Origin of the sequence: Vespertiliibacter pulmonis, from assembly GCF_013377275.1 — a bacterium.
Lineage (GTDB): Bacteria > Pseudomonadota > Gammaproteobacteria > Enterobacterales > Pasteurellaceae > Vespertiliibacter > Vespertiliibacter pulmonis.
In genome coordinates, this window is sequence record NZ_CP016615.1 from 1,738,600 (window position 1) to 1,763,918 (window position 25,319).

Genomic DNA, 25,319 nt, shown 5'->3' on the forward strand with positions numbered 1-25,319 from the left:
CAATGAACAAACAAAAACGTATAGAAATTTTAACTCGTTTACGCAATGAAAACCCTCACCCTACTACGGAGCTTAATTATAGTAGCCCTTTTGAGCTGTTAATTGCAGTAATTCTTTCGGCTCAAGCAACTGATGTCGGAGTGAATAAAGCCACGGCTAAACTTTATCCTATTGCTAATACTCCCCAAGCTATTTTAGATTTAGGTATTGATGGGCTGAAACAGTACATTAAAACTATTGGGTTATTTAATAGTAAGGCTGAAAATATTATTAAAACTTGCCGTGACCTCATCGAAAAACACAACGGTGAAGTACCACAGACACGGGAAGAATTAGAGGCATTAGCAGGCGTTGGTAGGAAAACCGCAAATGTTGTGCTAAATACCGCATTTGGGCAACCCACCATTGCTGTTGATACGCATATTTTTCGAGTGTCTAACCGCACCAATTTCGCACCGGGTAAAGATGTGGTGAAAGTAGAAGAAAAATTAAATAAAGTCGTACCCGATGAATTCAAAGTTGATGTGCATCACTGGCTTATTCTTCACGGGCGTTACACTTGTATTGCTCGTAAGCCACGTTGCGGATCTTGTATTATTGAAGATTTATGTGAATATAAAGAAAAAACTGATATGTAAATATGACAAAAAATAGATAAAAACTCACCGCTTACAAGCGGTGAGTTTTATTGAAAATTTTACGATGTACAATACTTATTTTTTACGTTCGATCCAACGCCCATCTATGTAATCAACAATCCATTTAGTCGCTTTACCCTCTTTTTCGGAGATGACATATTGCCGTTTTTCTTTACGACTAAAACGAATAATGGCAGGATTTCCATCAGGATCTTGTTGCGGTGCATCAGCTAAATATTGTAGTTTTTCAGGCAGACGCTCACGATATTGTGCTAATTCTACCACTTTAGGCGCTCGGGTTTCACGAGATTTTGGGAAATTATGTGCCGACATAAAGACTCCGCTTGCACCATCTCGTAATACAAAATAGGCATCTGATTTTTCACATTTCAGCTCAGGAAAAGGCACAGGATCTTCTCGTGGTGGTGCAACTTCACCATTTTTTAAGATTTTACGAGTATTATCGCACTGGGTACACCCCATATATTTGCCAAAACGTCCTAATTTTAAGTGCATATCTGCGCCACATTTATCACACTCAACCACAGGTCCTTCATAGCCTTTAATTTTAAAGGTGCCTTGTTCAATGACATAGCCATCACAATTTGGATTATTTCCGCAAATATGAATTTTACGTTGTGGATCAATAAGATAGCTATCCATTGCCGTATCGCATTTTGGACAACGTTTACGTTTCATCAATGCATCAGTTTCTGAATTTTCATCTAGTACATTTAATAATTCTGCTTCGGGAATTAAATTGATGGTCGTTTTACAACGCTCTTTAGGCGGTAATGCATAACCTGTACAACCTAAAAATACCCCTGTACTTGCTGTACGGATTGCCATTTTACGTCCGCAAGTTGGGCAAGCAATATCCGTTTCCACTAAGTTATTAGGACGCATTCCCCCTTCTAACTCATCAAGTTCTGCGGTTGTCAGTTTTTCAGAAAAATCTGCAAAAAAACGATTGAGTTCATCTTTCCAATTTACATTTCCCGATGCGATTTGATCCAATATATCTTCCATATTGGCGGTAAAATCATAATTCATCAACGCTTGGAAAGAATCATCTAGTCGATCAGTTACAATTTCGCCCATTTTTTCGGCATAAAAACGGCGGTTTTCAACCCGTACATAACCTCGATCTTGAATAGTTGAAATAATTGAGGCATAAGTTGAAGGGCGGCCAATACCTCTTTTTTCTAATTCTTTTACTAATGCTGCTTCTGAGTAACGTGCAGGTGGTTTAGTAAAGTGTTGACTTGGTAAAATTTCCTCAACATTTAACGTTTCATTTAAACTTACATCAGGTAATTCTTGATCTTCTGCGGTTCGCCCTTGTATAGGTAATACTTTCGTCCAACCATCAAAACGTAATACACGCCCTTTTGTTTTTAATTCATAATCCCCAGCAGTAACCGTTAGACTTGTGGAATCATATTCAGCACCTGTCATTTGGCAGGCTAAAAATTGGCGCCAAATCAGATCATATAATCGTTCTGCGTCTTTCTCCATACCTTTCAAATCTTGCATTGAAACATTCACATCAGAAGGACGAATGGCTTCGTGAGCTTCCTGTGCTTTCTCTTTGCTCGCATAGAAATTAGGTTTAGTTGGAAGGTATTTTTCACCAAATTGGTGTTCAATATAATGCCTTGCCATTGCTAGCGCATCTTGGCTCAAATTGGTTGAGTCAGTACGCATATAAGTAATGTAACCTGCCTCATATAAACGCTGTGCAAGCATCATTGTTTTCTTTACACTAAAACCTAAACGTGTGCTAGCACTTTGTTGTAGTGTCGATGTAATAAAAGGTGGTTTAGCTTTAGATGAAGTTGGTTTTTTATCAATGTCTGTAACGATAAATGCAGAATGTTGTAAGGAACTAACCGCTTGCATTGCTTGTTTTTCGTTTTTAGCTGACCATTTTTTGCCTTTATAATGCGTTAAATCAAGGGTCAAAGCACCTTTTTTAGCAGTTGCTTTACTTATAATTTCCCAAAACTCTTCGGGTAGAAAGGCTTTAATTTCTCGTTCCCGCTCTACTAATAATTTTACGGCAACAGACTGTACTCGCCCTGCTGAGAGCCCACGAGCAACTTTCTTCCACAATAAAGGCGACACCATAAATCCTACAACACGGTCGAGAAAACGGCGTGTTTGTTGTGCATTCACACGATCCATATTTAGATGTTCAGGCTTTTCAAAGGCTTGTTTAATCGCATTTTTAGTGATTTCATTAAATACCACACGACTAAAACGCTCATCATCGCCGCCAATCACCTCACGCAAATGCCACGCAATCGCTTCTCCTTCTCTATCCAAGTCCGTTGCTAAATAGATATGATCGGCTTTTTTGGCTAAGGATTTTAACTCCGCAACTACTTTCTCTTTCCCAGGTAAAATCTCATAATGAGCTTTCCAGTGATGATATGGGTCAATTCCCATTCGCTTCACTAATGCTTTACGATCTCGCTCTGCTTTAATTTTAGCTTTTTGCTCCGCATTCATTCCTCTGGTGGAAATCGGTTTTGCTTTCTCACTTTTTTCTTTTTCACTACCGCTTGTTGGCAAATCACGAATATGCCCCACACTCGATTTCACTACAAAATCACTGCCAAGATATTTATTGATTGTTTTTGCTTTGGCTGGCGATTCGACAATAACTAACGATTTTCCCATTCACTATACACCTAAAATAAAAGACTAACGCTGAAATTAAATAATATTTAGGGGCAATACCCCATAAATTTAAAATCAAATACACTAAACAATAGCAAGGCTCGACATAAAATACAATATAAAAGGATTAAAATCGGTAAATAACTAGTTCGATCAGATAATCGAAATTTCTCTTTAAATTACAAAACTTTGTAAAATTTAACCGCTTGTATCTCTTTTCTCATTCACTCTAATTGGCATAAATTCTGTTTTTTTCAAGCTGTCTTGTTCACGGAAATTGATTGGAAAATGGCAAGCAAATTCGTGCTGGCGTATCTTCCGCAAAGGAGGTTTTACAACACATTTTTTTTGGGAGAATGGACAACGAGGCCCAAGACGGCAACCGATAGGCATATGTTGGATCATCGGTACTGAACCTTTCAATGTATTCAATTTTCCTTTAAACGGCAAGGGTTGTGAAAAATCAGGAACGCTATGTAGTAATACTGAGGTATAAGGGTGATAGGGCGTTTCCATAATGACGTCTTTACGAGCAATTTCAACTGTTTGCCCACAATACAATACATTATAGGAGTGTACCCATTTTTGAATACTTCGCATATCATTACTGACTAAAATAATTGATGTACCCAAATTTTTATTCATACTGGACAACAAGCGGTAAATTTGCAACTGTGTGGTTGCTTCCATTGTGTTCGTTGGCTCATCAGCAACTAATAAACGTGGACGATTTGCCACTGCCATTGCAATCATGATTTTCTGTGCTTCTCCTTCAGTAATATCACAAGGGTAACTATTCATTATAGTTTTATGATCTTTAATTCCCACACGGTGTAATAATTCGATCGCCTTTCTCTTCTTCCACCCGAACCACTGCCAAATTTTTCCGTTAAATCGGATAGTTTGCATCAGTTGTTTGCCAATACGTTGACTTGGGTCAAGGCAAGATAATGGATCTTGAAAAATCATTGAAATTTGATCGCCGACTTGTTTACGCCGTTGTGCTGGTGTAAGTTTAAGCAATTCAATCTCATTAAATCTGAATCGATCAGCAGTAATATGCCACTGCTCTTTTTCTAATCCACAGATAACCTTAGCAATCAAACTTTTACCTGATCCTGATTCTCCTACTAATCCACAAACTTCCCCACTGTCTAAGGTTAAATTAATGTTATCAACCATTTTGACTCGCCCTGTTGGGGTATCAATTTCTATGCTTAAATGGCGAATATCTAACAATGCCATTACTTACCTCAATTTTTCCATGATCTTATAGTTTAAATACAATCAGTGGCGATATTTTTCAAGCACTCTTACCATTCCATTACCTAACATCGTAATAATAAGAATAACAAATACTATGACTAGACCAGGCAAAATCACCGTCCAAGGTGCGAGATAAATTAGATCCATTGAATCTCTAATCATTGCCCCCCACTCTGGGGTAGGGCTTGTTGCTCCAAGGGAAATAAAACTTAATGCACTAATATCTAACACCGAAATTACAAAAATATGAGAAAGTTCTTTCACTGTAATTATGGTTAAATTCGGCAAAACCACTTGTTTAATTAAATCTTGACGGCTCGCACCGTCTAACTTCAATGTAATAACATACTCTCTAACAAGCTCTCTTTGTGTAGTTTGATAAATTTTATGGATATAATGAGGTAACATCGCCAAAAAAATAGCCAACATTGCATTGCCTAAACTTACCTCCATTAATGAAGCAATAATAATGGCAATCAATAAAATAGGAATAACCAAAAAAGTATCAAACAAATGGCTCAAAACCCAGAACGAACTGTTTTTTTTAGTTGCAGCTAATATGCCAATAATACCGCCGATAATCCCAATCGCAATTGTAATCAATAACGCTGAGCCTACCGTATAATAAAAACCATATAAAATACGGCTAAAAATATCACGTCCTAAATCATCAGTTCCTAAAAAATGGCTAATCTGACCACTATTACTCCAAGAAGGTGGCATTAATTCTAATCCAACAAATTGCTGATCGGCAGAATAAGGGGCGATTAAATAACCTGCTAGAACAAGGAATAACAGTATCATAAATAGGTAAAAACTAGCTAAGGCTAAAGTATCTTTACGCAACGCTAACCAAAATTTGCGTAAATGAGCTACTTCACGAAATTGTTCAGGATCTTGCTGATTATCTAACATACCAATCTTTCTTTTGTGTAGGGTCGAGTAACGTTGTAATCAAACTCGCCAATAAATCAACGGATAAAACGAATAGCCCAATAGCAACAACGCCGACTGAAATTGCATGATAATCTTGAATAGCTAATGCATTGATCAACCAACGTCCAATCCCTCCCCAACTAACTACATTTTCAATCAACATTCCAAATGCAAAAATCAATGTGATATTGCGTGCAATCATTGGAACTAAAGGGGCTAAGGTATTACGCATAATATGATGCCACCAGATTTTAAATGGCGACCACCCTCGAGTTTTTGCCACTTTAACATAGTTCTGTTTCATAACATAAATGCTACGTTCTCCTGTCATTCTCATTACTTCAAGTGTAGCTGGGATAGCTAAAATTAGAGTAGGTAACAATAAGTGGTGTAAAGCACTTTGCATCATTTTTAATTTATAAGGAGAGTTTGATAAGAAAATATCTAAAAATACTATGCCTGTTTGAGTTTCAATAGCATATATCGGGTGAATTTCTCCTACTGCTGAAATTTCCCAATGATTTAAAGAGGAATATGCCATTAATAAAATGGCTAGCCAAAATACAGGCACGGCAAGACTTAACGAACTAAGCGTAGCAAGCCATTTCCCAACGATATTATGTTGTTGTGTTGCGAGTAAAAATCCTAATGGTATACCTAAAATTAAAGACAAAAATGATGCAGATAAGCAAAGTGAAATTGTCGCTGGAAATACACTTAATACCTGTTTCACTAATGGTTCACCCGTATTATGGCTAATTCCCCAATCGCCTTGTAATAATCCTTGTACATAGCTTAAATAGGCGTAAATATCATTGCCTTGAAGATTATTGAGCGGATCTCGTTGTAAAATCGCATAGCTAATTACTGATAGAATAATCAAAGTCAATAGGGTTAAGAATAGTTTACGAAAGAAAGCAAAAAGCATTATTGTGCCTCCTCTCGTTCAATTTTACGTTTAATTTTTGATAAATTTACCTGGCCAAAAGGGCTAATTTCGACATTTTGTAGATTCGGGTTTGCTATCAATATTCGTCTTGCATTCACAAGCGGTAAGATCGGCAATTCATTTTGTAAAAATTGTTGCACCTGATGATAACGTTCCTTTTTTTCAGTCCAATTATCGCTAAGTTGAGCTTGCTTTAATAAAGCATCAAATTGTGGATTGCACCAATTTGATAAATTAGTTACTGATTTCTGCACTTCACAGCTTAAAATTGGAAATAAAAAGCTATCTAAATCATCATTATTTGCTAGCCACCCGCCTAAAATAAGATCGTAATCTGCCTGATTTTTTTCTAATTGTTGAACTAAATAAGCTCGGCTTACTTGCCGAACATTAAGTTCAATGCCCACTTTAGCGAGATCTGAGCGAATTAACTCTGCCATTTTTAACGGATGGGGATTATAAGCACGTTCTTCATCAACTACCCAAAGATTCAAGCGGTTAGATCCAGCTAATATTTTGCGTATTTCTACCTGATTAAGGGAAGTTGGTTGGTAAATATAACCGTTTGGATTTGTTTCAAGTAATAACGCCTGAGGTAATACATTTTGTGCTACATCAGCTATACGATAAAACAACAATTGAGCAAGTCGTTCACGATTAATACTGCGAGCAATATATTGCCGTAGGGTTAAATTTTGCATTTGAGTGCGTTGGAAATTAAAGGCTAAAAATGCCAAATTTGCCCCTACATTTTCGTGAAGAATTGAAGATAATTTAGGTAGTATTGAGAGTTGGCTTGGTTCAGGAAAAGCACTAATATCACATTCACCATTTAAGAATTTAGCCATTCTACCTGTAGCCGATGTTGAAAAATCAATGATCATATTCGCTATTAGCGCTTTTTCTCCCCAATAATTTGAATTAGGAATCAAGCGGATATAATCATTTTGAATATAACTTTCTACTTGGTAAGGCCCTGTCCCAACAGGCAAGCGGTCAATTTGCAACAAATTTTCATCAGCATTAAGTTGTAATGCATATTCTTTAGACAAAATAACCGCATATTGGCTTGCCAGGTGTTCTAATAATGTAGGATAAGGGGCATTTAAAGTGATTTCTACTCGATAAGGATCTAAAGCCACTATGTTTTCAATCCTATTTTTCAAGCGAGTACTATCAAAAAAAGGAAAATGTGTACCATCTGCAACTGCTTGATTTATTTGGTAACGTTCAATACTTTCCTGCTCTGTTGGCGTTAATTCTGCCAACTCTAAGCGACTTCCCATCATACGCCGTAAAGAAAAAACAACATCATCTGCATTTAATTTCCGTGTTGGCGTAAACCAAGGGGTATGCTGAAAAGATACATTTTTTCGTAAATAAAAAATAACATTCAATCCATCAGCACTAATTTCAAATCGCTCTGCTAATGCAGGTTGTAATTTATGATGAATTGGATCAAATTTCACTAGCTTATCGTAGATCTGCTCTGTAACAACATTCATATTACTGCCCGCTTCTGCACGTTGTGGATTAAGTGAAAAATCTGCACTACTTGTACAATAAACAAGGCTATTATTATGTAATTCAATGGGGATTTTAGGAGCAGAATACGCTATGGAGCTACTTCCGAAAAACCCCAACACTCCCACAAAAATAGTGGCATATAAAGCAAAAATATTCATTTATTAATTCCGTGTTGGCGAAGTTTATTGGCAATAGCCGTATGAGAAACACCTAATCGTTGTGCTAATTTACGGGTACTTGGGTATTCCGCATAAAATTTTCTAAGGAGTGAGGCTTCAAAATTATTGACTAATTCTTCAAGGCTAGCTTGTTCCAAAGCTGTTGTAGTTGGCAGATCAATAACCATTTCATCAGGTAATTCTAAATTATCTATTCGTAATGGATTTGCTCCCAATATACAGCCTCGATAAAGGGCATTATGAAGCTCTCGTAGATTTCCTGCCCAATAGTAACCCTGTAAATGGCGGATAAATTGCTCATCATATTCGGGTTTTTGTATACCTAGTTGTAAACTGATTTGTGCTACAAAATGAGCAACTAATAAGGGAAAATCACCTTGGCGTTCTCGTAAAGGTGGTAAATTTAATATCAGGACATTTAAACGATGATAAAGATCTTCTCGTATTTTCCCTTCTGCCACTAATTGTGATAATGGCTTTTGGCTGGTACAAATCACTCGTACGTCAACTTGAATTTCTCGATCCTCACCTACTCGGCGAAATATACCACCATTTAAAAAGCGCAGTAATTTGCCTTGCATTTCTAGCGATAATTCGGCTACGTTATCTAGTAATACCGTACCACCATTGGCATATTCAAAAAAACCCATACTCTCTTTTTCAGGGCTATGGTAGCCAAACATTTCACTTTCAGCATCATTTTCAGGTAATCCTGCACAATTTACTGCTACAAATTTTTGGTTACGGCGAAAACTAAATTGATGACAAGCTTGAGCAAAAAGATCTTTCCCCGTTCCCGTTTCACCTTGAATTAACAATGGCGCTTTTAACATTGCAAATTTTTTCGCTTGTTCAACTGCTGTTTTCATTTTAGGGCTTTTTGCAATGATACTATCAAAATCGCTATTTTGATTTGCCATAAATTGATGTAAATCGAGTTGCATAGCTTGTTGCGATTGTAAAGCAACCACATAGCCTAATGGTATATTCTGCGATGTTTCCCACATTTCGATCGGTAATAGATCAATTCGCCACACCTGATTATTAAATGCAATAGGGTGAGAAATTGGCTGAATAGTATTATTTTTCGCTAAGGTTGCTTGAGCAAGAAAAGCCGAATACCATTTGGTCTTATTGAGATTAACTAAAATCTCATTAAGCGGAATCCCCACTAAAGAGTGAAATTGTGCTTGCTTACGTTTTGGTAAACTACTCTTATAGCTTGGCAAAAGTAGATTTAGTGCTTGTTTATTTGCAAATTCGATATTCCCTTCCAAATCAAGGGAAAGAACAGGGTTTGGCAACGCTTCCAACACTGCTTGTAATTCAAGGTTTTTACGTTCTTGTGGTAAATGGTAAACACTTTGGACTTTTGTTACCCCATCAATTTTACGAATTATTTTCTGTAAATCTGTTTGAATATTGGGAGCAACATTCTCTGTTCTTAGATAAATAATACCTTTATCATCAGGTAATTTTTGTAGTTCTATACCTTCTAAATTGATCGCTTTTTGCACCAACAATTCTAAAATATCTTCGGCAACCCCGACTCGTTCTACACAATCTATCGCTAATCTCATTGTATTATCTCTATCTAATTTTAAACGGAACAGACCACTTATTTAAACAAGAATAATACTCCTATTGTTTAAATTTGGAAACTTTTGTTTACATTAAAGAGGAGAAATTATGGCAATTACCTTACTTTTTAAGCAAAAAATAAGCGGTCCGTTTTTCTCAAAATATGTAAAATTTGAAAAAACGGACCGCTTATCGTTAAGCTAATTATTTAAAAAGAATTAGATTGTTCTTTTTACTTCAATAATTTCAAAGACTTCAATTTGATCGCCAACTTTTACATCATTGTAGTTTTTCACACCGATACCACACTCCATACCATTACGCACTTCACCTACGTCATCTTTAAAACGGCGTAATGATTCAAGTTCACCTTCAAATATTACGACATTATCACGCAAGACACGGATTGGGTTATTACGTTTTACAATCCCTTCCGTTACCATACAACCTGCAATTGCACCAAATTTCGGGTGACGGAATACATCACGTACCTCTGCCAAACCAATAATTTGCTGTTTAAACTCAGGTTGCAACATACCACTCATTGCTGCTTTAATTTCATTTAATAATTCATAAATAATTGAATAGTAACGTAAATCAATGCTTTCGGTTTCAATAATACGGCGAGCAGAGGCATCAGCACGCACATTAAAGCCAAGTACGATGGCATTTGATGCCGCAGCTAAAGTTGCATCAGTTTCGGTAATTCCACCCACACCAGAACCGACAACTTTTACTTTTACTTCATCTGTTGAAAGTTCGTTTAATGCTTGTACAATCGCTTCTACTGAGCCTTGTACATCTGCTTTGATAATAACGTTCAATTCCGCTACATCGCCTTCTGCCATATTGGTAAACATATTTTCCAATTTTGCTTTTTGCTGACGAGCTAATTTCACTTCACGGAATTTACCTTGACGATATAATGCCACTTCACGGGCTTTTTTCTCATCACGTACAACCGTTGCTTCATCACCTGCCGCTGGCACACCAGAAAGACCTAATACTTCAACTGGAATTGAAGGCCCTGCAGACTGAATTTCTTTACCATTTTCATCACGCATTGCACGCACACGGCCATATTCAAATCCACAAAGAACAATATCACCACGGTTTAATGTACCTGATTGAACTAAGATAGTAGCAACAGGCCCACGCCCTTTATCTAGGTAAGATTCAATCACAACACCACTTGCCATACCATCTTTGACAGCTGTTAATTCAAGTACTTCAGACTGTAATAAAATTGCATCAAGTAAAGCATCAACACCCGTTCCTTGTTTTGCAGAAACATAAACAAATTGTGTTTCACCACCAAATTTTTCAGCAATTACATCATATTGTAATAATTCTGTTTCAACACGCTCAGGATTTGACTCTGGTTTATCAACCTTATTAACTGCTACAACCATTGGTACACCAGCTGCTTTAGCGTGCTGAATAGCTTCAATAGTTTGTGGCATTACGCCATCATCTGCTGCAACAACAAGCACAACAATATCCGTTGCTTTTGCACCACGAGCACGCATTGAAGTAAAGGCCGCATGTCCTGGGGTATCTAAGAAGGTAATCATCTTGCCATCATCTGTTTCTACGTGGTAAGCACCGATATGTTGGGTAATTCCACCAGCTTCACCTGCAGCTACTTTTGCTTTACGGATATAGTCGAGTAATGATGTTTTACCGTGGTCAACGTGTCCCATAATAGTTACAACAGGAGCACGATTGACTTTTTCTGCATTCGTATCACGATCTTCCATTACTGACTCTTCAAGTTCATTCTCTTTACGCAGAATAACTTTGTGGCCCATTTCTTCCGCCACAAGTTGTGCCGTTTCTTGGTCAATCACTTGGTTAATGGTTACCATTTCACCCATTTTCATCATTGTTTTGATGATTTCTGTGGCTTTTAATGCCATTTTATTTGCAAGTTCCGCAACAGTAATGGTTTCCCCAATGACCACATCGCGAGAAACCGGTGCAGCAGGTTTAGTAAAGCCTTGCTGTAAAGTACTGCCTTTTTTACCCTTAGCTTTTCCTTTCTGATTACGACGGTCTGCTTGACGATCATTTTTATCATCACGCCCGCCTTTTTTCGCTTTTGCAACACCCGCTGTTTTACCACGTCCACGTGATTCACTGCGGCGATCAGAATCTAAATCGGCTTCACGTGCATAGCTAGAAGTGAAACGATCATCATCAACTGTTTCTTCAACTGTTACTGGCGTAGTTTCTTCACTTGCAACTTCGGCTAAACGACGAGCCATTTCAGCAGCACGTTGCGCTTCTATTTCAGCTTTTTCACGAGCAAGCTCTTCCTGCTTACGACGTAATGCTTCTTCTTCCTTACGTTTTGCTTCTTTTTCAGCATCTACAACTTTTTCAACTTTAGCGCTTACTTTATCTTCTGTTTTAGTTTTAGCTTGAACTTTTGCTTTCGGTTGTTTATTTGGTATAACAGGCACTGTTTTTGTTAGCTCTATTTTTACTTCTGTGTTTTCTACATCTGCCTTTTCTACATCTGCCTTTTCTTTCACTTGCTCTTTTGCTTGAGCTTCGACCTTCTCTGCTTTTTCCGCAGCCTCTTTCTCAGCTAATGCTTTTAAACGAGCTTCTTCTTTTGCTTTTTTGGCAGCTTCTGTATCTATTTTTCGTGTTTTACGCACTTCAACTTGCACTGCTTTAGCTTTACCGCCCGCAGTTGTACCGCTTACTGTCGTTTTAGTACGACGTTGCAAGCTCAATTTTTTTGGTGCATCTGTTTTAATTTCATTATCACTCATATTCTTTTTCTTTCCTTATAAACTTAACTAAACCAACAAATTTGACGAGCTGCCATTATCAACTCACCCGCTTTTTCAGCAGATAGCTCTTCAATATCGGTTAAATCATCAACACCTTGTTCTGCAAGATCTTCAAGAGTTGTAATCTGTTTTTCTGCTAACTTAAAGGCAATATGACGATCCATTCCTTCAAGATTTAACAATTTGTCTTCAATATGTGCCTGTTTTAATGCTTCTTCTTCTGCAAGAGCTTTGGCAGTTAATACATTTTTAGCACGAGACTGTAGTTCTTCGATTAAATCTTCATCTTCTAAACCATCAATCGCAGTTAATTCATTGACTGGAATATAAGCAAGCTCTTCTAAGCTACTAAATCCTTCTTCAATTAATAATTGAGCAAACTCTTCATCAATTTCAAGACTACTCATAAACAAATCAATCACTTTGTTATCTTCAGCTTGATGTTTTTTATCAAGCTCATCGGTCGTCATTACATTTAATGCCCAACCCGTTAATTGAGTCGCTAAACGAACATTTTGTCCGTTACGTCCAATTGCTTGAGCTAACGCACTTGCATCAACGGCAATATCCATAGAATGATTATCTTCATCAACAACAATAGAGCTTACATCAGCAGGTGCCATTGCATTGATAACAAATTGTGCTGGATTATCGTCCCAAAGTACGATATCCACACGCTCGCCACCTAATTCATTACTAATTGCTTGAACCCTTGCACCACGCATTCCAACACAAGCACCTACTGGATCGATACGTTTATCGTGAGTTTTAACCGCAATTTTTGCACGAGATCCTGCATCACGGCTTGCTCCTTTAATTTCAATAATTTCTTCACCGATCTCTGGCACTTCTAGTTTGAATAGCTCTTGTAACATAATCGGTTTTGCACGGGTAATAAATAATTGTGGTCCTTTTGATTCAGGTTTAATCTGGTAAAGAACACCACGCAAGCGGTCGCCAGGGCGGAAATTTTCCCGTGGTAACATATCTTCACGCACAATCACCGCTTCTGCTTGATTACCAAGATCTAAAATAATCTGATCACGACTTACTTTTTTTACTGTTGCAGTGATAATGCTGCCTAACTGTGAGCGGAACTGTTCAATAACTTTATTACGCTCTGCTTCACGAATTTTGCTACTAATCACCTGACGAGCCGTTTGCATTGTAATTCTGTCAAACGCAATAGATTCAATTTCATCTTCAATAAAATCGCCTAATTGAATATCAGGATCTTCATATTGTGCTGCGTCTAAAGTAATTTCACGCGTTTGATTACGAACTTCTTCTACAACTAACCAACGACGGAAAGTAGTAAATTCACCTGTTTTACGATCAATAGATACACGGACATCAATATCAATACCGCTACTTATACGGCTATCTTCACGATCTGCAGCCGCTTTCTTTTTGGTTGAAATAGCTAATGCAGTTTCTAATGCCTCAAAAATAGCATCTTTTGGTAATAATTTTTCATTTGAAACCGCTTCAGCGGCTAATAAAATCTCTTTACTCATTATGATTTCCTTAGAAATTAAATACGGGAACTAAATTTGCTTTTTGAATATTACCAAAGGCAAATTGTTGTACATTATTTTCAACATTTAAAGTAATAGAATCACCCTCAACAGCAACTAATTTTCCTTGCCACTTACGGCGATCGAACATTGGAATACGCAAATGGATAACCACATCACGATCAATAAAACGTTGAAATTGTTCAAGGGTAAATAAAGGGCGATCAAGACCCGGCGAAGATACTTCTAAATTATATTTATCGGCAATCGGATCTTCTACATCAAAAATTGCACTGACTTGACGGCTCACATCACTACAATCATCAATACTTACACCGCCTTCTTTATCAATGTATAACCGTACTGTTAAAAAACGTCCTGCACGTTGGCATTCAATACCAACAAGTTCAAAACCCATAGCTTCAATCGAATCTTGTACAAGCGTTTGTAATTTCTGTTCTAACGTTGCCAAAATATTCTCCTTTCTTTTAGATATAAAAAAAGAGCTGAAAAGCCCCTTTAAATAGCAAAGCTGACTGTTAGCCACAAAAAAGCCCCAAACATTCAGTTAAGGGGCTTTCAAGCGGTTTGTTTTATCCAATTTTCGCAAATTCTGAATAAAACAAAACTCATTGTTAGTTCTAACAATGAGCCTTAAAACTGGTTGCGGGGGCTGGATTTGAACCAACGACCTTCGGGTTATGAGCCCGACGAGCTACCAAGCTGCTCCACCCCGCGTCTGATGTGGTGCATTATAAAGATATAGAAAAAGAATGCAAGTGTTTTTTTACATATTGCTTTTGTTAGTTTGTTTTTCAAACGATTGTACTAATATCATCTCTAGAAAATGATTAATTTGCAAAATTTTCATTAATCTTACCGCTTGCTATTTTTCAACGAAGAATTTGCCTATAAAGTACCCCACTTATCCATCTTTATTTAGACACTTTCAGTTATGTACTAAAATGTGTAAAATAGCCCAATAACCTATACTAAAACGAGCATAAAATGAGCAAAGAAGAAATTTTAACCCCTACCCATCACGATATTCGTGCAAATTTTATTACCCATATTATTGATGAAGATCTTGCTTCAGGAAAACATACTAAAATTCACACCCGTTTTCCTCCAGAACCAAACGGTTATTTACATATAGGACACGCTAAATCTATCTGCTTAAATTTTGGCATTGCCGAAGATTATCAAGGTTTATGTAATCTACGTTTTGATGATACTAACCCGGTAAAAGAAGACGTAGAATACGTCGATTCAATCAAACAAGATGTAGAATGGTTAGGCTTTAAGTGGGCGGGTAACGTTCGCTATGCTTCTGACTATTTTGATCAGCTATATCACTATGCGATTGAGCTTATCCAAAAAGGATTAGCCTATGTTGATGAACTTTCCCCAGAAGAAATGCGTGAATACCGTGGCACTTTAACTGAGGCAGGCAAAAATAGCCCTTATCGTGAGCGTTCCATTGAAGAAAATTTAGCCTTATTTGAAAAAATGAAAAATGGCGAATTTGCAGAAGGAAAAGCAAGCTTGCGGGCAAAAATTGATATGGCATCTCCTTTTATGGTAATGCGTGATCCCGTGCTTTATCGAATTAAGTTCGCTGAACATCACCAAACAGGCGAAAAATGGTGCATTTATCCGATGTATGACTTTACGCACTGTATTTCAGATGCGATTGAACATATTACTCACTCACTCTGTACCTTAGAATTCCAAGATAATCGCCGTTTGTATGATTGGGTACTTAATAATATTTCGATTGAACGTCCACTACCGCATCAATATGAGTTTTCACGTTTAAATTTAGAAGGTACTCTCACCTCTAAACGTAAATTATTAAAATTAGTGGAAGATAAGATTGTTGATGGCTGGAATGACCCTCGCATGCCAACAATTTCTGGTTTACGTCGCCGTGGTTATACACCAGCATCATTACGTGAATTTGCTCGCCGTATCGGGGTGACCAAACAAGATAATGTAGTGGAATATAGTGCGCTTGAAGCTTGTATCCGTGAAGATCTCAACACTAATGCACCACGAGCAATGGCTGTTATTAATCCTGTTAAAGTCATCATTGAGAATTTCAATGGTGAAGAGATTTTAACTGCACCTAATCACCCAAACCGTGAAGAATTAGGCACTCGACAATTACCATTTACCCGTGAACTTTATATTGATGAAGCCGATTTCCGTGAAGAAGCAAATAAACAATATAAACGTTTAGTACTAGGCAAAGAGGTACGTTTACGCAATGCTTATGTCATTAAAGCAGAGCGAGTAGAAAAAGATGAAAGCGGTAAGATTACTACTATTTTTTGCACCTACGATCCAGAAACGCTTGGTAAAAACCCTGCTGATGGTCGTAAAGTAAAAGGAGTAATCCACTGGGTGTCAGCAACACAAAATAAACCTGCTGAATTTCGTGTTTATGACAGACTATTTACCGTTCCCAACCCTGGTGCAGAAGAAGACATTACCCAAGTATTAAACCCAAATTCACTGGTAATCAAGCATGGTTTTGTTGAGCCAAGCCTTTCAAATGCAAAACCAGAACAAGGATATCAATTCGAACGTGAAGGCTACTATTGTTTAGATAATAAAGACGGCTCAAGCGATAATTTAATTTTTAATTTAACTGTTAGCCTAAAAGAGAGCGTAGCATTTTAAACAGTTAATAATTTTAATTTAAAGCACCAAAATTATAATGGTGCTTTAAATTAACACATTTAGGTATATAAAATGAATCTAACTAATCAGCCTATTATTAGTTTTATTATCCCCGTTTATAATGTGGAATCTTTTTTAGATCAATGTTTACAATCTATCATTAAGCAACCCATACATAAAGAAATCATCATTGTTGATGATGGTTCAACCGATGGAAGCTTATCTATAGCACTAGACTACACTAAGAAATATTCTTACATCACTGTAATACACTCTTCCAATCAAGGAATATCTGCAGCACGCAATAAAGGATTAAGGCTTGCTAAAGGAGAATACATTAATTTTATTGACTCAGATGATTATTTAATTGGCGATTTCACTAACCTTATTAATCAAGCAAAACATACTGACGTAGATTTTATTATTCTCAATGCCTATTTCTTATTTAAAGATCAATCAACTCAAAAAATCATTACTTATTTAGATAATAATACCATAACAACCGGCTACGATATCTTAAAAACATCCTATGAACAAAATGATTGGATTCCAGGGGTATGTTGGACCTTAATGAAAAAAAGCTATTTAGATAAACATCAATTAGTTTTTCAAGAAGAGGTTGTTGCAGAGGATCAATTGTTCTATTTACACCTACTAACAGCTGTACCAAACCGTGTATTAATTCATTTCTCTGATATCCATTATATTTACCGTAAAGATAACCCTTTTTCTATCACTCATCGTAAAGATTCAAAATATGTTGAAGATCATTTAAAAATTATAACGTTAATTTGGGAACATAGTGAATCTCAGCCAGAATTAATTAAACCCTATATTTATTTTATTATCCAACCACTATTAAAAACTATTATCCAAATTACACACCAGTGGACAATGGAACAGAGAAAAGCATTTCCCTATTTTTATACCGAAGCTTGGCAGCAATTACTTAAACAATACTACCCGAATTACTGGGAATATATAAAACAGCTTTATGAGATAGATGAATAAAGGGCTTATTAGCCCTTTATTACTTAAATAATACTAATTATTAGTTTGAGCTTTCACTGCTGCAAATGCAACCATATTAATAATACGGCGTACCGATGAAACAGGAGTTAAAATGTGCGCTGATTTATTCATTCCCATTAAAATTGGGCCAACAGTAATTGCCGTTGTTGTTGCTCTTAATAAATTATAGGTAATACGAGCGGCTTCTACATTTGGCATCACTAACAAATTTGCAGAACCTTTTAATGGACTATCTGGCATATGATCTGCACGCAACTGTTCTGATAATGCTAAATCGCCGTGCATCTCTCCATCAATCATTAAATCATCATTCTGCTGTTGTACAAGTGCTAATACTTCACGCATTTTTGGTGCGCCTAATGAATTAGATGAACCATAATTAGAGTGAGAAAGTAGCGCAACTCTCGGCTCAATACCAAAACGTTTAATCTCATTTGATGCCATTAACGTAATTTCTGCTAATTCTTCTGCACTTGGATCAGCATTAACATAAGTATCTGTGATAAAAACATTTCCTGTTGGTAGCACTAAACTATTTAATGCTGCAGGCACAGCTACACCTGATTTTAAACCGATAATATCTTTAATTGTTTCAAGATGACGACTATATGTGCCAAATAGACCGCAGACCAAGCCATCTGCATACCCCATTTCAACTAATAACGCAGCAATCGCTGTAGTATTTGATGTAGTTACACGTTTTGCAATTTCTTGTGTAACACCACGGCGGTTCATAATACTGTAATAACGTTTCCAAAGTAATTCGTGGCGATCATCTTGTTCATTATTTACTATTTCAAAATCTTTTCCTTCCACTAAACGTAAGCCTAATTTTTTAATACGAGCTTGGATAATGCTTGGACGACCGATTAGAATTGGAAATGCTAAATCCATTGAAATAATTTCTTGGGTTGCATGTAAAACTTTTGGATCCTCACCCTCAGCTAAAATAATGCGTTTTTTATCTGCTTTCGCCTGACTGAAAATAGGCTTCATTATAAGATTAGACTTATAAACAAATTGTGTTAATTTCTCATTATAAGCTTCCCAATCGGTAATTGGACGTGTTGCTACTCCAGAATCCATTGCAGCTTTAGCAACAGCCGGGGCAATTCTAACAATTAAACGAGGATCAAATGGACGAGGAATAATATAATCAGGCCCAAATTCTGATCCTTCACCGCCATATGCAGAAGTAACAACATCACTTTGTTCTGCAAGCGCTAGATCTGCGATGGCATACACGGCTGCACGTTTCATTTCTTCATTAATGGTAGTTGCGCCTACATCTAATGCTCCACGGAAAATAAATGGGAAACAAAGTACATTATTGACCTGGTTTGGATAATCTGAACGCCCTGTACAAACAATCGCATCAGGACGAGCAGCTTTTGCTTCTGGTGGCGTAATTTCTGGATTTGGATTTGCTAAGGCTAAAATTAAAGGGTGAGCAGCCATTGTTTTAACCATTTCTTGGGTTAAAACCCCTGCTGACGAACAACCTAAGAAAATATCAGCATTTGGCATTGCATCAGCAAGTGTACGCCAACCGTTGTCTTCAATGGCGTAGGCTTTTTTCGTGTCATCCATTCTATCATCACGATTTTTGAAAATGACCCCTTTAGAATCGCACACCACAATATGCTCACGTTTCATTCCTAATGAAATAAGTAAATTTAAACAAGCAATTGAAGCAGCTCCCGCACCTGAAGCAACTAAACGTACATCTTCAATTTTTTTACCAATAATACGCAACGCATTGATTACTGCAGCGGCACTAATAATAGCTGTACCGTGTTGATCATCGTGGAATACAGGAATGTTCATTCGCTCACGCAATTTTTGCTCAATATAAAAACACTCGGGTGCTTTAATATCTTCTAAGTTAATTCCACCAAATGTTGGTTCAAGAGAAGCGATAATATCAACTAATTTCTCCGGATCAGTTTCATTTATTTCAATATCAAAAACATCAACGCCTGCAAATTTTTTAAACAGCACCCCCTTTCCTTCCATTACGGGTTTACCTGCTAATGCTCCAATATTACCTAAACCAAGAACTGCTGTTCCATTGGAGATGACCGCAACAAGATTTCCTTTGGCAGTATATTTATAGGCTGCAAGTGGATCTTTCTCAATTTCTAAACACGGTTCAGCCACTCCCGGTGAATACGCTAACGCAAGATCACGCTGAGTTGCAAGTGATTTTGTTGGCGTAACTTCAATTTTCCCTGGAATAGGAAACTCGTGAAAATCAAGGGCGGCTTGGCGTAATGTATCGTCCATAAAAGGTTCCTTCTTTAATTACAAGATAAATTCATCAGATGAGCTAATGCTCTTATACTTTTATTATTCTACCGTAAAATTCGTTTTCATTTTGTGATACAGATCTAATTTTTCATAACTTACTCTTTTTATGTTTACAAACATAACAAAAAATTTATTTTAATCGGGATATTTTATAAAATATGGCATAATCTATTTTGAAACTATAAATTTGAGCCATTTAATATTTTAAATTCTAAATTTAACTTATTTTTTGGTTTTAAATATCGAAAAAACCAAACACTTTTTAACATTAAAGTAACATTTAAGCTAGACAAGCGGTCGTTTTTTCTGCACAATCAAACAATATTATTATCAATAACCTAACATTTTGTTATGAGTTGGAGGACTTAATGAAAAAATTTTCTGGTGCAGAAATGATTGTACAATCTTTAAGGGACGAAGGTGTTGAATATGTTTTCGGTTACCCTGGTGGGTCGGTACTAGATATTTATGACGCAATTCACACCCTGGGTGGTATTAAACATGTTTTAGTTCGCCACGAACAAGGTGCTGTGCATATGGCTGATGGCTATGCAAGAGCTACAGGAAAAGTCGGTTGTGTATTAGTTACTTCGGGGCCAGGGGCAACGAATGCTATTACAGGCATTGCAACGGCGTACTCAGATTCCATACCCCTTGTCGTATTTTCAGGACAGGTTCCTTCCAATTTAATTGGTTCTGACGCTTTCCAAGAGTGTGATATGGTGGGTATATCTCGCCCTGTTGTAAAACATAGCTTTTTAGTTAAACGTGCAGAAGACATTCCTGAAACCATCAAAAAAGCCTTTTATATTGCCTCAACGGGACGTCCTGGGCCTGTTGTGATTGATTTACCTAAAGACGTTGTAAACCCTGCTTATAAATATAGCTATCAATATCCTGAAGATGTTTCATTAAGATCCTATAATCCCACAGTACAAGGACATAAAGGGCAAATTAAAAAAGCCTTAAAAGCCATATTAGTTGCGAAAAAACCTGTGTTATATGTAGGTGGTGGGGTGATATTAGGTGACGCTTGCCAGCAAGTTACTGAATTTGCTCATCAATTAAACTTACCTGTAACAAGCTCATTAATGGGATTGGGGGCATTTCCAAGTACAGACAAACAATTCCTTGGTATGCTAGGTATGCATGGTACTTATGAAGCAAATAACGCAATGCACGACAGTGATTTAATTTTAGGTATTGGTGTTCGTTTTGATGATCGTACTACCAATAATTTATCCAAATATTGCCCGAATGCTAAAGTTATTCATATTGATATTGACCCAACCTCTATCTCAAAAACTGTGCCTGCTTATATTCCTATTGTAGGCTCAGCGAAAAATATTCTTAATGAATTTTTAGCTTTACTTGGCGATGAAAATTTAGCAAAAAATCAGGCAGATCTCACCGCTTGGTGGGAACAAATCCACCATTGGAAGGCCCGCCAATGTCTCGCCTTTGAATCGGGTAAAATGATCAAGCCACAAGAAGTCATTCAAGCCATGTATCAAATAACAAAAGGTGATGCTTATGTTGCCTCTGATGTAGGACAACACCAAATGTTTGCAGCCCTTCACTACCCTTTTGATAAACCACGCCGTTGGATAAATTCAGGTGGACTTGGCACAATGGGCTTTGGTTTACCTGCCGCTCTCGGGGTAAAATTTGCTTACCCTGATGCAACGGTTGTGTGTGTTACGGGTGATGGCAGTATCCAAATGAATATTCAAGAGCTTTCTACTGCCAAACAGTATGATACCCCGGTGGTTATTATCAACTTAAATAACCGTTTTTTAGGTATGGTAAAACAGTGGCAAGATATTATTTATGCAGGCCGTCATTCTCATTCCTATATGGATTCCTTACCTGATTTTGTTAAACTCGCAGAAGCCTACGGACACGTTGGTATTCGAATTGACAAGCGGTCAGAATTAACTGAAAAATTGCAACAGGCCTTCGCTATTAAAGATAAATTAGTTTTTGTCGATGTGCTAGTTGATGAAACTGAACACGTTTACCCTATGCAAATTCGGGGTGAATCAATGAAAGATATGATGTTAAGCAAAACGGAGCGTACAAATGCGTAGAACATTATCCGTATTATTAGAAAATGAATCTGGAGCATTATCTCGTGTTGTTGGGTTATTTTCCCAACGGGGATTTAATATTGAAAGTCTAACGGTTGCGCCGACTGATGATCCAAGCCTATCTCGAATGACCATTGTGGCAAATGGCGATGCTCAAGTATTAGAGCAGATCGAAAAACAATTACATAAATTGATTGATGTATTTAAAGTTACTAATTTAAGCCATTGTGAACATATTGAACGAGAAGTGCTATTAGTTAAAGTAAGAGCAACAGGTTCGACCCGTGATGAGCTAAAACGAATGACAGATATTTTCCGTGGGCAAATTGTTGATATCACCCCTAAGCAATATATTATTCAGCTCTCTGGGACAAGCGAAAAGCTCAATGCATTTATACAAGCAATTCAGGCAGAAACAACCATTACAGAAATCGTACGTTCTGGTGTAATCAGCCTCGCTCGTGGTGAAAAAAACAGTTTATAGCCTTTAAGTAGAACCCTAGAATACCGATTTCTAGGGTTTTTTATTGCAAAAAATCCCCTAATCTCACCGCTTTCTATTATACTATTCATCAAATTTTTTAACTAAACGGCTATTTTTGACGAGATACTTCGATGAAACTAATCACAAAACGACTTTTAACATTGATTACCCTAATTACGCTGACAGGTTGCCAGTCTATTTATGATGCCCCAGAACAATCAAACCAACCAACCATTGCTATTTCACACGATGATATACAATGGCAAAAGCACCTTGTTCAACTAAAACAAATCAATGCTTATGCCGTTGCAGGACAATTTGGTTATATTTCGCCTGAAGAACGCTTTTCTTCTCACTTTGACTGGAAATATCAAACCCCTATCCAATTTTCCCTTACAATGTCATCTAATCTATCAAGTAAATCATTAAAATTACAACGCCACCGTACAGGCTTAACTATTTCAGATAGTGAGGGGCATTCACGCACCGAACAAGATATTAACAAATTGATGAAAGAGATAATTGGTATCTCCTTCCCTATTGATCAATTCGCTTACTGGGTGAAAGGTCAGCCCGAGCAGCACTCGCACTATATTGTGAATGAAAAACGCCAGCTAGCACAATTTGACTATGCAATAAATGGCGAAGTATGGAAAGTCAATTTTGTGGAATATCACGAAGAAAAACAACCAAACTTACCAAAACTGATTGTACTAAATAATGGTAAACAGACTCTTAAAATTCGGATTGATAATTGGACATACTAATGGCTCAACAACTCATACTTCCAAGCCCTGCCAAACTCAACCTATTTTTATATATCACAGGTAAGCGATCAGATGGCTACCACGAATTGCAAACACTTTTTCAATTTCTAAATTTTGGCGATGAAATTACCCTAACTTGTCGCCAAGACAACAAAATTGTGCTAGCAAACTCAATCGAAGGCGTACCAACAGAACAAAACTTAATCTATCGTGCAGCAAAATTATTGCAAGATTATACCGCTTGTCCCATTGGTGCAGATTTAAGTATTGTAAAACGTTTGCCTCTTGGCGGCGGCGTGGGTGGTGGCTCATCAAACGCAGCAACGGTATTAGTTGGCTTAAATAAGCTATGGCAAACAAATTTAAGCCTAGAAATATTGGCAGAAATCGGCTTAACATTAGGCGCTGATGTCCCAATTTTTGTTCACGGATTTTCTGCATTTGCTGAAGGTGTTGGCGAAAAATTAACGGCTTGTAACCCATCTGAAAAATGGTATCTTGTACTTAAACCCGAAGTTGCCATTTCAACCGCACTTATTTTTAACCACCCCCATTTACCACGAAATACCCCAAAACGTGATCTAGGTCAATTATTATCCATACAATGGGAAAACGATTGCGAAAAAATTGTCCGAGATCTCTATTCAGAGGTTGATGATCTACTCGCTTGGTTGCTACAATATGCACCGACTCGGCTCACAGGCACAGGTGCTTGTGTATTTGCCGAATTTGAGAGTGAAGCCGAAGCACGCAGTGTGTTTGAATTAAAGCCCGAAAATATTCAAGGTTTTATCGCACAAGGGCAAAATATTTCTCCACTCCATCAAACATTGAATTTATTTCCCACTTTATAACCTAGAGGTTACCCGACAATGCCTGATATTAAACTCTTCGCAGGAAATGCCACCCCTGAATTAGCAAAACGAATTGCTGAACGTCTTTATATTTCCCTTGGCGATGCAACCGTTGGTCGTTTCAGTGACGGTGAAATTCAAGTACAAATCAATGAGAATGTACGTGGTGGGGACATTTTCATCGTACAATCTACCTGTGCACCAACAAATGATAATTTAATGGAACTTATCGTAATGGTTGATGCACTTCGCCGAGCATCTGCAGGCCGTATTACCGCTGTTATTCCTTATTTTGGTTATGCCCGCCAAGATCGTCGTGTTCGTTCTGCTCGTGTGCCGATTACTGCAAAAGTAGTCGCCGATTTCTTATCGAGTGTTGGTGTTGATCGTGTTCTTACTTGTGATTTACACGCTGAACAAATTCAGGGCTTTTTTGATGTACCTGTTGATAACGTCTTTGGCTCTCCCGTTTTACTTGATGACATTTTGAAAAAAACGGATTTAGTTAATCCTATTGTAGTTTCTCCAGATATCGGCGGTGTTGTAAGAGCAAGAGCAGTAGCTAAACTATTAAATGATGCTGATATGGCAATTATCGACAAACGTCGCCCAAAAGCGAATGTTTCACAGGTAATGCACATTATTGGTGATGTTGCAGAGCGTGATTGTATTTTAGTCGATGATATGATTGACACTGGTGGTACATTAGTTAAAGCGGCAGAAGCATTGAAAGAACGTGGTGCTCGCCGAGTATTTGCCTACGCAACTCACGCCGTATTCTCAGGATCAGCGGCGAAAAACCTCGCCAATGAGGCATTAGATGAAGTCGTTGTAACAGATACCATTCCGCTTTCCGCAGAAATCCGTGCTTTAAATAAAGTAAGAGTACTGACATTATCTGGTATGTTGGCAGAATCAATTCGCCGTATTAGCAATGAAGAATCGATTTCAGCAATGTTTAGCCATTAACCGCTAAACTTACATTTCATCTAATTTTAAATAAATAGCCCAATTC

18 protein-coding genes, 1 tRNA gene and 1 pseudogene are annotated in these 25,319 nt (G+C 37.4%); 8 read left to right on the top strand and 12 right to left on the bottom strand.

Annotated features, from left to right (window positions below; translation table 11 throughout):
• The first annotated feature begins 2 nt into the window (after nt 1–2).
• Entirely contained in the window at nt 3–638 is a 636-nt protein-coding gene (gene nth, locus A6B43_RS08365; RefSeq protein WP_124210516.1) for an endonuclease III, read from the top strand.
• Nucleotides 639–713: 75 nt separating this feature from the next.
• Here nth and topA read toward each other — a convergent pair whose 3' ends face one another.
• From topA to A6B43_RS08415, 11 genes and pseudogenes are all read right to left on the bottom strand, one after another.
• A complete protein-coding gene (topA, locus tag A6B43_RS08370; protein WP_124210517.1) occupies nt 714–3,323 on the bottom strand; it encodes a type I DNA topoisomerase in 2,610 nt (869 codons plus the stop codon).
• A 198-nt stretch (nt 3,324–3,521) separates the two neighbouring features.
• Nucleotides 3,522–4,568 carry a peptide ABC transporter ATP-binding protein gene (locus A6B43_RS08375; protein WP_124210518.1) on the bottom strand — a complete coding sequence of 349 codons (1,047 nt, stop codon included), beginning with the start codon at nt 4,566–4,568 and terminating at the stop codon, nt 3,522–3,524.
• 42 nt (nt 4,569–4,610) lie between these two features.
• Nucleotides 4,611–5,504: an ABC transporter permease subunit gene (locus A6B43_RS08380; RefSeq protein WP_124210519.1), complete on the bottom strand. Its 894-nt coding sequence runs from the start codon at nt 5,502–5,504 to the stop codon at nt 4,611–4,613.
• Nucleotides 5,494–6,453 (bottom strand): ABC transporter permease, encoded by a 960-nt coding sequence (locus A6B43_RS08385; protein WP_124210520.1) that lies wholly within the window; start codon nt 6,451–6,453, stop codon nt 5,494–5,496. The genes A6B43_RS08380 and A6B43_RS08385 overlap by 11 nt, the downstream gene beginning before the upstream one ends.
• Nucleotides 6,453–8,159, bottom strand: coding sequence for an ABC transporter substrate-binding protein (locus A6B43_RS08390; protein ID WP_124210521.1), 1,707 nt, complete (start codon nt 8,157–8,159; stop codon nt 6,453–6,455). Before A6B43_RS08390 ends, A6B43_RS08385 begins: the two co-directional genes overlap by 1 nt.
• Nucleotides 8,156–9,124, bottom strand: a complete 969-nt coding sequence (locus A6B43_RS08870) for a sigma 54-interacting transcriptional regulator (RefSeq protein WP_418902985.1) — start codon at nt 9,122–9,124, stop codon at nt 8,156–8,158. Before A6B43_RS08870 ends, A6B43_RS08390 begins: the two co-directional genes overlap by 4 nt.
• 297 nt (nt 9,125–9,421) lie before the next feature.
• A pseudogene (locus A6B43_RS08910) lies at nt 9,422–9,760 on the bottom strand (sigma-54-dependent transcriptional regulator); the annotation flags it as partial.
• 219 nt (nt 9,761–9,979) lie between these two features.
• On the bottom strand, nt 9,980–12,544 hold the full coding sequence (infB, locus tag A6B43_RS08400; protein ID WP_124210523.1) for a translation initiation factor IF-2: 2,565 nt from the start codon (nt 12,542–12,544) through the stop codon (nt 9,980–9,982).
• Between the two features lie 23 nt (nt 12,545–12,567).
• A complete protein-coding gene (gene nusA, locus A6B43_RS08405) occupies nt 12,568–14,082 on the bottom strand; it encodes a transcription termination factor NusA (protein WP_124210524.1) in 1,515 nt (504 codons plus the stop codon).
• Nucleotides 14,083–14,092: 10 nt separating this feature from the next.
• A complete protein-coding gene (rimP, locus tag A6B43_RS08410; protein WP_124210525.1) occupies nt 14,093–14,554 on the bottom strand; it encodes a ribosome maturation factor RimP in 462 nt (153 codons plus the stop codon).
• Between the two features lie 189 nt (nt 14,555–14,743).
• A tRNA-Met gene (locus A6B43_RS08415) sits at nt 14,744–14,820 on the bottom strand.
• Nucleotides 14,821–15,090: 270 nt separating this feature from the next.
• Between A6B43_RS08415 and glnS the strand changes: the two genes are divergently transcribed.
• The gene (glnS, locus tag A6B43_RS08420) at nt 15,091–16,767 is read left to right on the top strand and encodes a glutamine--tRNA ligase (RefSeq protein ID WP_124210526.1); all 1,677 of its coding nucleotides are present in this window, start codon (nt 15,091–15,093) and stop codon (nt 16,765–16,767) included.
• Nucleotides 16,768–16,839: 72 nt separating this feature from the next.
• Nucleotides 16,840–17,778 (top strand): glycosyltransferase, encoded by a 939-nt coding sequence (locus A6B43_RS08425; RefSeq protein ID WP_124210527.1) that lies wholly within the window; start codon nt 16,840–16,842, stop codon nt 17,776–17,778.
• 33 nt (nt 17,779–17,811) lie between these two features.
• Here A6B43_RS08425 and A6B43_RS08430 read toward each other — a convergent pair whose 3' ends face one another.
• Nucleotides 17,812–20,085: an NADP-dependent malic enzyme gene (locus tag A6B43_RS08430; protein ID WP_124210528.1), complete on the bottom strand. Its 2,274-nt coding sequence runs from the start codon at nt 20,083–20,085 to the stop codon at nt 17,812–17,814.
• Between the two features lie 392 nt (nt 20,086–20,477).
• Here A6B43_RS08430 and A6B43_RS08435 point away from each other — a divergent pair, with 392 nt between their 5' ends.
• From A6B43_RS08435 to A6B43_RS08455, 5 genes are all read left to right on the top strand, one after another.
• Nucleotides 20,478–22,199 carry an acetolactate synthase 3 large subunit gene (locus tag A6B43_RS08435; RefSeq protein WP_124210529.1) on the top strand — a complete coding sequence of 574 codons (1,722 nt, stop codon included), beginning with the start codon at nt 20,478–20,480 and terminating at the stop codon, nt 22,197–22,199.
• Nucleotides 22,192–22,683: an acetolactate synthase small subunit gene (gene ilvN / locus A6B43_RS08440; RefSeq protein WP_124210530.1), complete on the top strand. Its 492-nt coding sequence runs from the start codon at nt 22,192–22,194 to the stop codon at nt 22,681–22,683. Before A6B43_RS08435 ends, ilvN begins: the two co-directional genes overlap by 8 nt.
• 131 nt (nt 22,684–22,814) lie before the next feature.
• Nucleotides 22,815–23,450 (top strand): lipoprotein insertase outer membrane protein LolB, encoded by a 636-nt coding sequence (gene lolB, locus A6B43_RS08445; protein WP_124210531.1) that lies wholly within the window; start codon nt 22,815–22,817, stop codon nt 23,448–23,450.
• Nucleotides 23,450–24,304 carry a 4-(cytidine 5'-diphospho)-2-C-methyl-D-erythritol kinase gene (ispE, locus tag A6B43_RS08450; protein WP_124210532.1) on the top strand — a complete coding sequence of 285 codons (855 nt, stop codon included), beginning with the start codon at nt 23,450–23,452 and terminating at the stop codon, nt 24,302–24,304. The genes lolB and ispE overlap by 1 nt, the downstream gene beginning before the upstream one ends.
• Nucleotides 24,305–24,322: 18 nt before the next feature.
• Nucleotides 24,323–25,273 carry a ribose-phosphate pyrophosphokinase gene (locus A6B43_RS08455; RefSeq protein WP_124210533.1) on the top strand — a complete coding sequence of 317 codons (951 nt, stop codon included), beginning with the start codon at nt 24,323–24,325 and terminating at the stop codon, nt 25,271–25,273.
• Nucleotides 25,274–25,319: the final 46 nt, after the last annotated feature.